The sequence below is a fragment of the Rhodococcus sp. PSBB066 genome (assembly GCF_017068255.1).
In the GTDB taxonomy this organism is placed as follows: Bacteria; Actinomycetota; Actinomycetes; order Mycobacteriales; family Mycobacteriaceae; genus Rhodococcus; species Rhodococcus aetherivorans.
On the sequence record NZ_CP070859.1, the window covers coordinates 3,815,842 to 3,830,048 of the forward strand.

The window sequence follows — 14,207 nt, forward strand, 5'->3', positions numbered from 1 at the left end:
TCGGGCGCTGTTTCTCGATCATCCGCCGCACCGGGTGCTGTTCGCAGCGTTTTCCGGGACGAGAACACGCGGCGGGGACCGATCCGGGGAAGGGAACGACCGGACCGGCAGATCGGGGACAGCGGTGCGACGGGGGCGCGGGATCGTCGCCGCGATCGCCTCAGGGCGAGACGGGCGGAGGCGGGGTATCGCCGTGGATGACCAGCACCGGGCAGTGTGCGTGCTCGGCGCATGCGGCGCTGACCGAACCGAGCAGCAGGCCGCTGAAGCCGCCGTGCCCCCGGCTTCCCACCACCAGGAACTGCGCGTCGCGGCTCTCGTCGAGCAGGACGCGCGCGGCTCCGCCGCGGCGAACCAGTTCCTGCACGGACACGCCGGGCTCGCTCCCGAGGACCCCGGTGACCGTCTCGTGCAGCATCCCGGACGTTTCCCGCTCCGGATCCCAATCGCTCGGCCAGCCTTCCGCGGCGGCCCAGGGAATCTCCCATGCCGCCACGGCGTCGACCTCGAACCCTGCCGAGCGGGCGACGAATCGTGCCCAGCGCAGTGCCCCCTTCGACGGCTCCGAACCGTCCACTCCGACCACGACGCGGCCGGTCATTCCGTCATCGGTCACGACGACTCCTCTCCTGCCCGGCGCGGTCGGAACGGTCGGCGCCGGGATCCTCGACGCAGGCGGCGCCGAGGGACGGTCGTTCGCCGCCGCATCTGGGTGGTACGGCTTCGTGCGGGCCGGTGCGTGACCGCCCGGGTGAACTCTCGAAGCTTGTGCCGGAAGGAAAGCTGGACTCGACCACCGCGCAGCGGGAGTGCCCTGTACCGACGCGGTGCGTATCGACATCGGAAACGATGCCCATGGACCCAGTCTATGCTCGCGCTCGCCCGCAGGTGCGCATCGGCGTCGACGTACTGCGGAGCGGTTACCAGCCCGCCGATCCGGCGATTCCCTTGAACGGGCCGACGACCGAGCTGGTGATCCAGCCGCCGTAGAACCCGCCGGGTTGCGGGACGACCTCCTCGCCGTCGACGGTGCACCGGTCGACCTGGGCGGCCATCACCGCGACGGCCCCGGCGATGGCGCGGAAGGCGGGGGTGGGATCACGGTAGGTCCATGCCGCTTTCGGCGCGACCCGCGAGTCGGTCACCAGGTCGTAGTAGCTCGCCCTGCCCTTCCACTCGCACCACGACGAGCCCGGCGTCTCCCGAAGCACCCCTTCGGCGAAGGCGTCGGCGGGAAGGTAGTAGGTCGGCGGATGGCTGGTCTCCAGTACCCGCCAGGCGCGCGTGCTCGACGCGATGGTCCGGCCGCCCAGTTCCACGGTGATCGAGCCGGTGAAGGTCTCCACGCGGGGCGGGCGCGGGTAGTCCCACACCGACTCCTGCCCGGCGGCAGGGTCGACGGGTCTCGGACGGGTTGTCACGGCGACCTCCTCGTGGTCACCTCCCCAGGGTACGGGCACGACCGCGGGGCCGGGGCTGTCGGGACCGAGGGTGCCGGGTAACCGAGTTGCGGCCCCTGCGTCCGTGGGCGACGAGTCGGGACCGCAGCAATGCGCGGCTCGTCGGTTCCGAGTCGTCGAGGCCGTCCACTACGCTACCGGCCGATCCCTCCTCGGCCGTGCCGATGCCCTCCACTCCCGACGGTGTCGGTGGACCGCTCAGAACAGGCGCCGCATGATCTTCAGCGCAGCTTGGGTGTAGGGCGGGTAGTTCATCGCCGGATCCGGGCGGAACGGCTTGACGAGCACCGCCTTGCGGTGACTGAGCGCCTCGAAACCGTAGCGCCCGTGGTACGCCCCCATTCCGCTGGCGCCCACGCCACCGAACGGCAGTTGTGGGGCGAGGACGTGCATGCCGACGTGGTTGACCACCACGCCACCCGCGCTGATTCGCTGCGTGATCTTCTTCTGGGTGTTCAGTGATTTGGAGAACACGTACGCTGCAAGGGGTTTGGGGCGGGCACCGATGAAGTCGAGGGCTGCGTCGACCGAGTCGACGGTGAGGATCGGCAGGATGGGCCCGAAGATCTCGTCCGTCATGACCGGGTCGTCGGGTGCCGGATCGACGATCGCGGTCGGTTCGACGGTGAGAGTGTCACGATCGCACCTGCCGCCGGTGACGATGCGTCCGGTTGTGGACTCCAGATACGCCTCGAGCCGATCGAAGTGACGGTGGTTGACCACCCGCATCCCCGGCTGCGGTTCCTCGCTGCGGAACAGGGCGATCGTGTCGACGATCTTGTCGACGAGCCCGTCGCGGACGGACCGCTCGACCAGTACGTAGTCGGGCGCGATGCAGCTCTGTCCGGAGTTGAGGAGTTTGATCCAGGCGATGCGCCGCGCGGTGACCTCGAGATCGGCGTCCTCGGCGACGATGACCGGAGACTTGCCACCGAGTTCGAGGATCACCGGCGTGAGCTGCGGGGCGGCGGCGGCCATGATCTTGCGGCCCACCTCGGTGCCGCCGGTGTACAGGGCGAGATCGAAACCCTGCGCGAGCAGGCTCTGGGTGAGATCGGCATCGCCTTCGGCGACCACGACGGCCTCCGGGTCGAGGTACTGCGGAATCAGCCGGGCGAGCAGCGCGGACGTGGCGGGGGCCAGCTCCGACGGTTTGATCACGGCACAGTTTCCGGCGGCCACTGCCGCGACGAGCGGACCGAGCGTCAGATACACCGGGTAGTTCCACGGTGCGATGATCAGGACCACTCCCATCGGCTCGTACTGCACCCAGCCGAGTGCGGGAAACTGGTTGATCGACAAGGACTTCGGTCGAGGAAGCATCCATCGCCGGACCCGCTTGCGGGCGTAGGCGGCTTCGGCCCGGGTGGAAGCGACGTCGCCGAGCCAGGCTTCGACCGCGTTTCGGCCCAGGTCCTCCTGCAGGGCGGCCGCAATCTCGGCTTCGCGCTCGTCGGCGAGTTTCTCGATGCCGCGGAGCTGGCGGATGCGCCATCCGGCATCGCGCGTGCGTCCGGTCGCGTAGGCCTTCCGCAGTCGGGTCAGGAGTTCGGTCGATGTGTCGGTGGATGTGACGGTCATGTGGTCCTCCAGGCGGAAGTCGAGAGTGGATGTGCGGTCGGCCTGTCGCGGCGGAACGGCGAATGGGCGGACGGCGGCACGGGGGCCGGGGCGAGGTCGTCGACGACAGAGCCTCGGGCGCGGGTCGTCGGGATGCGCCGGCGCAAGCGGCACCCGGACGGTGGCCCGAGCCCGCGGCGGCGGGTGGCACCGAATCGGGCGGTGCCGCGCCGACGCGGTGCCCCGACATCCGGAGCGATGCCCATCGCCACAGTCTAGGACCCGCTGGTGCCTGCGGATACGTGTCGGCCGGGTTACGTGTTCAGTGCACGGCAGGAGCCCGACGAGCAACTCGATCGGAAGGCCTCGGAGGTCGCCGAGCGCTCCGGACGGTATTCGTCCGTGGCGTGCCCACAGTCGTCTCGCACGACGCACCGGTCACGATCGCACGAGCAGATCGCTGTGTCCGGGTGGGGGCGGCGGATACCATCGAGTTCTCGGCGCTGGCACGACGGCTCTCGGATTGGAGCTCGATTATGGCCGATGACGCGAAACTCCTCGACTATCTGAAACGGGTGACCGCAGAGCTCTATCAGGCCCGGGAGAAGCTTCGCGAGGTCGAGGGGGTGAGTCGCGAACCGATCGCCGTCGTCGGGATGGGGTGCCGGTTCCCCGGCGGCGTCCGCTCCCCACAGGATCTGTGGCACCTGGTGGAATCCGGTTCGGAGACCGTCTCCGGGTTCCCCACGGACCGGGGTTGGGAAGCGGCGGATCTCTACGATCCGACGGGCCGGCAGGCCGGCAGGACGTACACGGTGCAAGGTAGCTTTCTCGACGATGCAGCGGGTTTCGACCCGGAGGTCTTCGGAATCTCGCCTCGCGAAGCACTGGCGATGGACCCGCAGCAGCGACTCCTGCTCGAGACGAGCTGGGAGACCTTCGAGCACGCCGGCATCGATCCGCGGTCCGTGCACGGCAGGCAGATCGGCGTCTTCACCGGTCTGTCCGGAATCGACTACTCGGCACGGGCGGGCGGCGCCCCGCCCGAGGAACTCGCGGGCTACTTCATCACCGGCACCGCGATGAGTGTCGCCTCCGGCCGTGTCGCATACAGCTTCGGACTGAACGGACCCGCGATCACCGTCGACACGGCATGCTCGTCGTCCCTGGTGTCCGTCCACCTCGCCATGCAGGCACTGCGCAACGGCGAGTGCGAACTCGCCCTGGCCGGCGGGGCGACCGTCATGTCGACGCCCGCGGTGTTCGTCGAGTTCAGCCGGCAGCGTGGACTGGCCCACGACGGGCGCTGCAAGGCGTTCTCCGCCGCGGCCGACGGTACGGCGTGGGGCGAAGGCGCCGCGATCCTCGCGCTGGAACGCCTGTCCGACGCCGAGCGCAACGACCGCCGGATCCTCGCCGTCGTCCGCGGCAGCGCGGTGAACCAGGACGGCGCCAGCAACGGCCTGACCGCCCCGAACAAGCAGGCCCAGGAACGGGTGATCCGGCAGGCCCTGACCGACGCCGGACTCGGCCCGGCCGACGTCGACGCGGTCGAAGCCCACGGCACCGGCACCACACTGGGCGATCCCATCGAGGCGTCCGCCCTGCTGGCCGGCTACGGCCGCGATCGGCCCCCCGACCGGCCGTTGTGGCTCGGTTCGGTGAAGTCGAACCTCGGGCACACCCAGGCCGCCGCCGGAGTGGCCGGAGTGATCAAGATGATCATGGCGATGCGGCACGGTGTGCTGCCGAGAACGCTGCACGTCGACCGCCCCACCCCCCACGTCGACTGGTCCGCCGGATCGGTGTCCCTGCTCACCGAGAACCGGGAATGGCCGGCGACCGACCGGCCCCGCCGGGCGGCGGTCTCCTCGTTCGGCATCAGCGGCACGAACGCCCACGTCGTGCTGGAGCGGCCGACCCCACCGCCGGACGCTGCGCCCACCGACGGGATCGACGGATCGGACGACGTCGTGGCCTGGTTCGTGTCGGGCCACACCGAACCGGCGCTGCGCGCGCAGGCCCACAGGCTGGGGGACTACGTCGCCGACCACCCCGAGCTGACACCCGCCCAGGTGGCCGGCCCGCTGCTGACCTCCCGCGCGACCTTCGACCACCGTGCCGCCGTGCTCGGTACCGACCGGACGGCCCTGCTGTCCGGTCTCGACGCGCTCGGCCGAGGCGCCCCCGACCCCGGTGTGATCACCGGCGAGGCGGTCGAGGCGGGCGACCGGCCGGTGTTCGTCTTTCCCGGGCAGGGCGCGCAGTGGGTGGGCATGGCCACCGAACTGCTGGAGTCCTCCCCGGTGTTCGCCGACAGCCTGCGCGAGTGCGCCGACGCCCTGGCCCCGCACACCGGGTTCGCGCTGCTCGACGTGCTCCGCGACCGCGATCCGGCGGCCCTGGACCGGGCCGACGTCATGCAACCCGCGCTGTTCGCGGTGATGGTCGGTCTTGCGCGGCTGTGGCACGCACACGGCGTCGAACCGGCGGCCGTGGTCGGGCACTCGCAGGGCGAGATCGCCGCCGCCCACGTCGCCGGCGCGCTGACCCTGCCCGACGCGGCGCTCGTCGTCGCGGCCCGCAGCCGGGTGATCACGGAATCGGCCCGGCGCGGCGGTGGCATGGCGTCGGTGGGTCTGCCGGCGGACGCGGTGCGGCAGCAGATCGAACCCTGGGCCGGGACCGTCGAGGTGGCGGCGATCAACGGTCCGGCCGCCACGGTCGTGTCCGGCCCTGGCGACGCCCTCGAGGTACTGGTCGCGCGGTGGCAGGCCGACGGTGTCCAGGCCCGGCGCATCACCGTCGACTACGCCTCCCACTGCGCGGACGTCTCGGTGCTGCGCAGGCCCATTCTCGACGCTCTCGCCCCGATCACCCCGCAGCGTTCGCGGATCCCGTTCTACTCGACGGTGAGCGGGGACATGATGGACGGCACCGCACTCGACGCCGACTACTGGTACCGGAACCTGCGCCGGCCGGTGCGCTTCGAGGACGCGACGAGATCTCTGGCCCGCGACGGGTATCGGCTGTTCGTCGAGTCGGGGAGCCATCCGGTCCTGACCGTGCCGCTGCAGGAGACCCTGGACGCGGCCGGCATCGCGGGTCGCGCCCTCGGCACCCTCCGGCGCGACCGGGCAGGCCTACGCCAGTTCACCACCGCCCTCGCCGAGGCACACGTGTCCGGGGCGCACATCGAGTGGGAGCGGGTCGGGTGGGCTCGCCGCGCCGGTCACCGGCAGTGGGTGGACCTGCCCACGTATGCCTTCCAGCATCGCCGCTACTGGCTCGACGGGGGCGCGCCGCAACGTGATGCCGCCGCAGCCGGCATGGATGCCGGGGACCACCCGATGCTCGCCGCCTCGGTCGAACTCGGCGACGGTCGCGGCGCGGTGTTCACGGGCGTGCTGTCGCCGCACCGACTGCCGTGGCTGAACGAGCACGCCGTGGACGGCACCGTGGTGCTGCCCGGCACGGCGTTCGTCGAAGTCGCCTTGCACGCCGGGCATCGCGCCGGCTGCAGCCGCCTCGCGGAGCTCACCCTCGAGACGCCCGCGCCGGTTCCCACCGGTGGGGAGCTCGCGGTGCAGGTCGCCGTCCTCACCGCCGACGACGCCGGGCACCGCACGGTGTCGGTGCACTCCCGCCCGGCGGACGCCCCGGCGCGGACACCGTGGACCCGGCACGCCGTCGGCGCACTCACGGGCGCGGTGCACACCGCGCAGGTTCCGATCCGGCAGTGGCCCCCGGCCGATGCGACGCCGATCGACGTGAGCGGTCTGTACGACGCGCTCGACGAGACCGGATACGGGTACGGGACGGTCTTCCGGGGCCTGCGCGCGGCGTGGCGCCGCGGTGACGACCTGTACGGAGAGGTGCGCCTGGGGGGAGAGGACCCCGCCGCGGCGGTCGCCGGGTACGGGATCCATCCGGCGGTGTTCGACGCGGCGCTGCACCTGATCGCGTTCGCCGCCGCCGAGGCCGGCGCCCGCGACCTGCGACTGCCGTTCGCATGGGACGACGTGCAACTGCACGCCGTGGGTGCCACCGCCCTGCGCGTACACATCGCCCCGGCCGGACCCGAACGGTACCGGGTGGCCACGTACGACACCGCCGGCAAGCCCGTGCTGACCGCGCGCTCGCTGGCGCTGCGGCCGTTCGCAGGTCCGCGGGCGCCGGCCGCCACGACCGGCACCGGCCTCTACCGCGTGGAATGGATCCCGGTCGAGGCCGGCGCGGCCCCGACGGCGGACCTCGCCGCGCTCGGGGAGGCACTCACCGGCGGCGATCCCGCCGGCCGCACCCTGCTGCTGGCCGGGGAACCGGACGACGAATCCGACGTGCCGACGCGCGCGCACGCCGCCGCGGAGGCGGCGTTGCGGGCGGTACAGGCCTGGCTCGCCGACGAGCGGCTCGCCGAGACCCGACTGCTGGTGACGACGCGCCGCGCCGTGGCGGTCACCGACGACGAACCGATCGACGTCGGCGCCGCGCCCGTGTGGGGGCTGATCGGTGCCGTGCAGAACGAACACCCGGACCGGATCACCCTGGTGGACCTGGACCGGCCGCCCGGTGACCTGCCCGATCCCACCGTGCTGTCCGCGGCCCTGGCCTGCGACGAACCACAACTGGCGGTCCGCGCCGGGACACTCCTCGCGCCCGTGCTCGCGGCGGGGCCGACCGCCACCGACGCAGCCGCGGATCCGGTGCCGTTCGGCCCCGACGGCACCGTCGTCGTCACCGGCGGCACCGGAACCATCGGCCGGCTCGTCGCCCGTCACCTCGTGCGGCGGTACGGGGTGCGCCGGCTCGTGCTGACCGGCCGACACGCGGTCCGCGCCGAGCGGGCGACGGACCTGCGCGCCGAGTTCGCCGAGGCGGGCGCCGAGATCCGCGCCGTGACCTGCGACGTGGCCGATCGAGCCGCGGTGGCGGCCCTGCTCGACGCCGTCCCCGACCTGTCGGGTGTCGTCCACGCCGCCGGGGTGCTCGACGACGCCACCGCCGCCACCTTGACTCCGGACCAGTTGCACGCCGTCCTGCGCCCCAAGGTGGACGGTGCGTGGCATCTGCACGAGCTCACCCGCGATCGCGGTCTCGCGGCGTTCGTGCTGTTCTCCTCCGCGGCGGGTGTGCTCGGCGGCGCCGGCCAGGCGAACTACGCGGCGGCCAACGTCTTCCTCGACGCGCTCGCGCAGCACCGCCGCGCCGAGGGCCTGCCGGGACTGTCCCTGGCCTGGGGACTGTGGGACCGCCCCAGCGGGATGACCTCCCATCTGAATGCGGCCGATCTGGATCGGCTCCAGCGCACCGGCATAGACACCCTCACCCCCGAAGCGGGGCTGGCCCTGTTCGATGCGGCGCTCGCCGCGAACCGTCCGTTGACGGTGCCGATACGGCTCTCGGCGCCCGCCCGCCGCTCCGACGGCGAGGCCCTCCCCCCGATCCTGCGCCGAGTGCTCGGCTCGTCCCGTCGGCGCGCCGCGGCCGCCCCGTCGGCCCCCGGCCTCGCCGACGAACTGCGGGCGCTCGACCCCGCCGAGCGGCACGCCCGGGTCCTCGAAATCGTCACCACGCACGTCGCGGCCGTACTCGGCCACGACGGGAAGGAGGCCATCGATCCGGATCGGGCCTTCAAGCAACTCGGCTTCGACTCGCTCACCGCGGTGCAGCTACGCAACCAGCTGACGACGGCCACCGGGGTGCGGCTGGCCGCGACGGTGGTGTTCGACCACCCCACCGCGGACGCGCTCGCCCGCGAGATCGCGGCACGGCTGCTCGGCCCCGAGGACGCCCCGCAACCGACCCGCACGGCGCGCCGGCGCCACGACGACGACCCGATCGCGATCGTGGGGATGGCCTGCCGATACCCCGGCCAGGTCTCCTGCCCGGACGAGCTGTGGCGCCTCGTCCGCGACGGCCGCGACGCGGTGGGCGCGTACCCCGACAACCGCGGCTGGAACCTCGACGAGGTGTACCACCCGGATCCCGAGCGCAGCGGCACGACCTACATGCGGGCCGGCGGATTCCTCTACGACGCCGACCGGTTCGACGCCGCGTTCTTCGGGATCAGCCCCCGCGAGGCCGTCGCGATGGATCCGCAGCACCGACTGCTGCTCGAAAGCGCCTGGGAAGCACTGGAATACGCGGGAATCCCGCCGAACTCGCCCGGGCTCACCGACACCGGCGTGTACGTCGGAATGATGGGCGGCGACTACGGATTCCACCTCATGACCCGCCGGAGCACCGACGCCGAGGGCTACCTCATGACGGGCACCAGCAACAGCGTGGCCTCCGGGCGGATCGCCTACTCGCTCGGCTTCACCGGTCCCGCGGTCACCGTCGACACGGCGTGTTCGTCGTCCTTGGTGGCGCTGCACCTGGCGGCGCGGGCCCTGCGCGACGGCGAATGCACCCTCGCGCTGGCCGGTGGGGCGACGGTGATGGCGACCCCCGGCGTGCTGATCGAATTCAGCCGCCAGCGCGGACTCGCCCCGGACGGGCGGTGCAAACCGTTCTCCGATCGAGCGGACGGCACCGGGCTCAGCGAGGGCGCGGGCATGGTCGTGCTCGAGCGGCTGAGCGACGCCCAGCGCCACGGCCACCGGGTGCTGGCACTGATCCGCGGCTCCGCGGTCAATCAGGACGGCGCTTCGAATGGCCTGACCGCCCCGAACGGTCCGTCGCAGGAACGGGTGATCCGGCAGGCGCTGGCCGACGCTGCCCTCGACCCCGCCGACATCGACGCGGTGGAGGCCCACGGCACCGGCACGACACTCGGCGACCCGATCGAAGCCCAGGCGTTGCTGGCCACCTACGGGCAGCAACGCGACGGCCGGCCGCTGTGGCTGGGGTCGGTCAAGTCGAACATCGGCCACTCCCAGGCGGCGGCCGGGGTGGCCGGCGTGATCAAGATGGTGATGGCGATGCGACACGGTGTGCTGCCGCCGAGCCTGCACAGCGACGCCCCGACCCGGCACGTCGACTGGACCTCCGGCGAGGTCGCGCTGCTGGCCGAGGCGGTGGCATGGCCGCAGACCGGGCGCCCCCGCCGCGCCGGCGTCTCCTCGTTCGGCATCAGCGGCACCAACGCCCACATGATCCTCGAGGAGCCGCCCGACGTCGCCGCACCGGCGGCCCCGCCGCGGTCGGCGTCGCCCCTGGTGTGGGTGCTCTCCGCCAAGACCGACGAGGCGCTGCGCGCGCAGGCCGCCCGGCTGACGGACGTCCTCGACAGGGACGCCCTCGACACGGGGGCCCCGCCGGATCCGGCCGATCTCGCCTACTCGCTGGCCACCACCCGGTCCGGCTTCACGCACCGCGCCGCCGTGACCGGCGAGACGCTCGCCGACCTACGCGACGGCCTGGCCCGCCTCGCCGAGGGACGCGCAGGCGGCAACGCCGTCGCCGGGACGAGCGCCCGCGGGAGGACGGCATTCATGTTCACCGGCCAGGGCGCGCAGCGGATCGGAATGGGCCGCGGCCTCTACGACACCTACCCGGTGTTCGCCCGGGCCCTGGACGAGACCTGCGCCGCCCTCGACGAGCACGTCGACACCCCGATACGGCAGGTGATCTGGGGCGACGCGGACGAAGCCGCCGCGAGACTCGACCGCACCGAGTACACCCAGCCGGCCCTGTTCGCCGTCGAGGTCGCCCTCTACCGACTACTGCGGGAATGGGGCCTCACCCCCGACTACCTGATCGGACATTCGATCGGAGAACTCACCGCGGCCCACGTCGCGGGCGTGTTCAGCCTGCCCGACGCCGCCGCCCTGGTGGCCGCGCGCGGACGGCTGATGCAGGCCACCGCCCCCGGGGCGATGATCGCCGTCCGGGCCCGCCCGGAGGACGTCCGGTCGCGGATCGACGGCCGAGTCGACCTTGCCGCGGTGAACGGCGCCGAATCCGTGGTGCTCGCGGGAGCTGCAGCCGACGTGCACGCCGTCGCCGCCGAACTGTCCACCGCGGGAATCGCGGTCACCACGCTGCAGGTCGAACGCGCGTTCCATTCGGCGCTGATGGACCCCGTCCTCGACGAGTTCACCACCGTCGTGTCGCGGCCGGCGGCGCAGCCGCCGACGATCCCCGTTGTCTCCACTCTCACCGGGCGCGTCGCCACGGCCGAGGAACTGACGTCGCCGCAGTACTGGCGCCGGCACATCCGCCGAGCCGTGCGCTTCCACGACGGCATGCGCACCCTCGCCGAACTCGGCGTCTCCCGCTGCGTCGAGATCGGACCCGGCGCGGCCCTGGCCGCTCACGCTGCCGAGGTCGTCCCGCACCCGATCGCCACATTGCCCGGGCGCGGGGACGACGCACGGGGCTTCGTCGAGGCGGTCGCCGCTGCGTCCGTGCAGGGCCTGGCGATCGACTGGGATCGGGTACTGCCCGGCCGCCGCCGGGTGGACCTGCCCACGTACGCCTTCCGCCGTCGCTCCTTCTGGCCGTCGGCGCCCGCACGCACCAGCGGTGATCCGACGGAGTTGGGGTTGAGCCCGGCGGACCATCCGCTGCTCGGCGCGGCCGTGACCCTCGACGACGACACCACCGTGTTCACCGGAGCGCTGTCCCGGCACCGGGATTCGTCGCTCGCGGCGCCGCAGCCCGGCGATCCGCCGACCGACGCTCCGCAGACCCTGGTACCGGCCGTCCTGGTCGAGCTGACCCTGCACGCCGCCCACCACGCAGCGTGCGACCGCATCGCCGCTCTCACGCTGCACCACGCGCTGGGCCTGCCGGCCGCGGGGTCGCTGCCGATCCGGGTGCTCGTGTCACCGGCCGGTGAGGACGGCGCGCGCACCGTCACCGTCTCGTCGAACATGGGACCGGCCGACGGCCCCTGGGTGCGGAACGCGTCGGCGACCGTCGACGACGGGCTCGCCGCGCAGCCGGACCGGCTCCCGGGCGACACCACGACCGAGGTGCGCCTCGACGACGGCGTCGACCCGAGCGGCTTCGGGATCCATCCGCAACTACTGCAGGCGGCGCTCGACTCCGTCTTCGGGCCGGACGACTGGCCGCTGACCTGGTCGGGAACCCGGCTGCACCGCACCGGTGCGCAGGCGGTGTCGGTGCGGTGCGCGACGGGCGAGGACGGGCGGTACCGCGTCGACGCCACCGATGCCGACGGCGCGCCGGTGCTGACCGTCGAGGCGCTGCACGTGGTGCCCCGGACGGGCGATGGGGACGGCGCGGGCCCGTCCGGCGCGCGGCGACTGCACCGCCTGGCATGGACCCGAATCGACGACCTCCCGTCCGAGCCGCCGCCCGGCCCGATGGTGGTACTCGGCGCCGCGGATCTGGAATCGAGCTTGTCGCGCTGTCCCGACGCGGCGGCGCTGCGCACCGCGAGGGCAGCCACGCCCGACGACGGGCGGCCCTGGACGGTGCTGGTGGGGTGCGGCACCGACGGCGACCCGGGCCCGGAGGCGACCCACCACCTGTGCGCCCGGACGCTGCGACTGCTGCAGGACTGGCTCGACGACGCCGAGTTCGCCGACAGTGTGCTGGTGGTCGTCACCCGCAACGCGACGGCCACCGGCGAGGAGGGCGAAGGGGTCGACATCGACCTCGCGGCCGCCGCCGTGTGGGGTCTGGTGGGCTCCGCGCAGAACGAGAACCCCGGGCGGTTCGTGCTGCTCGACCTCGACCGGGAGACGGACGTCGACACGGCGATCACGTCGGCCCTGGCCAGCGGGGAACCGCAGGTCGCGGTCCGGGGCCGGGCCGTGCTCGTGCCCCGCCTGCGGCGCATACCGGCCGTGCAGCGATCCGGTCCGCTGTTCGACCCCCGCGGCACCGTGCTCGTCACCGGCGGCACCGGCACCGTGGGAGGGTCGGTGGCGCGCCATCTCGTCAGCACGCACGGGGCGCGGCATCTGGTGCTGACCAGCCGACGCGGACCCGACGCCGACGGAAGCGACCGGCTACGCCGCGAACTGCGCAATTCGGGCGCCGAGGTGCGCATCGTCGCCTGCGACACCGCCGACGCGGCGGCACTGGCCGGTCTGCTGGCCCGGATCCCCGCCGAGCACCCCCTGACCGCGGTGATCCACGCGGCCGGAGTCCTCGACGACGCCACCCTCACCTCGCTCACCCCCGACCGGCTCGACGCGGTGCTGCGGCCGAAAGTCGACGCGGCCTGGCACCTGCACCGGCTGACCGCCGGGGTCCACGCCTTCGTGCTGTTCTCGTCGCTCGCCGGTGTGCTCGGCGCGCCCGGGCAGGGCAACTACGCAGCGGCGAACCGGTTCCTCGACGCCCTCGCCCAGCATCGGCGAGCCCACGGCCGGCCCGCGGTCTCGATCGCGTGGGGCATGTGGGCACCGCCGAGCGCCATGACCGGCAGGCTCGGCGCGGTGGATCTCGCCCGGGCCCGCCGTAGCGGCCTGGTTCCGATGAGCGAGGCCGAGGGCCTGGACCTGTTCGACAGCGCCCTGGCGTCCGACCTCTCCGCCGTGGTGGGGGCTCGGTTCGAGCACCCCGGTGCGGCCGCGACGTCCGTTCCCGCTCCGCTGCGGGGACTGGTGCGGCAAGCGCGGCCGCGCGCGGCCGGCTCGGGGTCGGCGTTGTCCGGACCGAACGGATCAGGGCCGTTGGAGTGGGCGCAGCGGCTCACGGACCGGTCGGTGCCCGAACAGCGGCACCTCGTGCTGGAGCTGGTGCGAGCCGGAGCTGCCGCAGTCCTCGGCCACGACGCGTCGGACTCGGTCGATCCCGACCAGGCGTTCAAGGAACTCGGCTTCGACTCGCTCGCGGCGGTGGCCTTGCGCAACCATCTCGGTGCCGCGACCGGTCTGCGGTTACCGCCGACGGTGGTGTTCGATCACCCCAGTCCCCGGGCCGTCGCCGAGTTCCTGCGCGCGGAGCTGGTCCCGGACCCGGTGTCGGTGGCCGTCGCCGGGATCGACCGCCTGCAGGCGGTCGTCGCCGACCTCGGCGCCGACGACGAGGCACGCGCGGCGGTCGCGCAGCGGCTCGAAGCCCTGCTCGCCGACCTCGCGGGAGCCGAGCGGGGCCGCGCCGACACGGTGGACAGGATTCACGCCGCGACCGGTGACGAGATCCTCGACATCATCGACCGGGGTCTGTGAGCCGACGAGCAATCTCCCGGTGACCGCCGGGAAGCGGTCTGCGCAGTGGACACCGGCCCCGGCCATCGAGCTGCCGCCGTCGCAGCTGCGC

General features: G+C 73.0%; 4 protein-coding genes. 1 reads left to right on the forward strand and 3 read right to left on the reverse strand.

Annotated features, from left to right (window positions below; translation table 11 throughout):
* Positions 1–160: 160 nt before the first annotated feature.
* The 3 genes from JYA75_RS17395 to JYA75_RS17405 form a co-directional block, all read right to left on the reverse strand.
* Complete coding sequence (locus JYA75_RS17395; RefSeq protein WP_080688533.1) at positions 161–616, reverse strand: universal stress protein; 456 nt, start codon at positions 614–616, stop codon at positions 161–163.
* Positions 617–920: 304 nt separating this feature from the next.
* A complete protein-coding gene (locus tag JYA75_RS17400; protein ID WP_203329224.1) occupies positions 921–1,421 on the reverse strand; it encodes a DUF427 domain-containing protein in 501 nt (166 codons plus the stop codon).
* A 237-nt stretch (positions 1,422–1,658) separates the two neighbouring features.
* Positions 1,659–3,041 carry an aldehyde dehydrogenase family protein gene (locus JYA75_RS17405; protein ID WP_203329225.1) on the reverse strand — a complete coding sequence of 461 codons (1,383 nt, stop codon included), beginning with the start codon at positions 3,039–3,041 and terminating at the stop codon, positions 1,659–1,661.
* 515 nt (positions 3,042–3,556) lie between these two features.
* Here JYA75_RS17405 and JYA75_RS17410 point away from each other — a divergent pair.
* A complete protein-coding gene (locus JYA75_RS17410; RefSeq protein WP_203329226.1) occupies positions 3,557–14,116 on the forward strand; it encodes a type I polyketide synthase in 10,560 nt (3,519 codons plus the stop codon).
* Positions 14,117–14,207: the final 91 nt, after the last annotated feature.

Bases quoted from the DNA above. Each gene is read 5' to 3' on its own strand.
- JYA75_RS17405 (WP_203329225.1), bottom strand. From the start codon at position 3,041: ATGACCGTCACATCCACCGACACATCGACCGAACTCCTGACCCGACTG.
- JYA75_RS17410 (WP_203329226.1), top strand. From the start codon at position 3,557: ATGGCCGATGACGCGAAACTCCTCGACTATCTGAAACGGGTGACCGCA.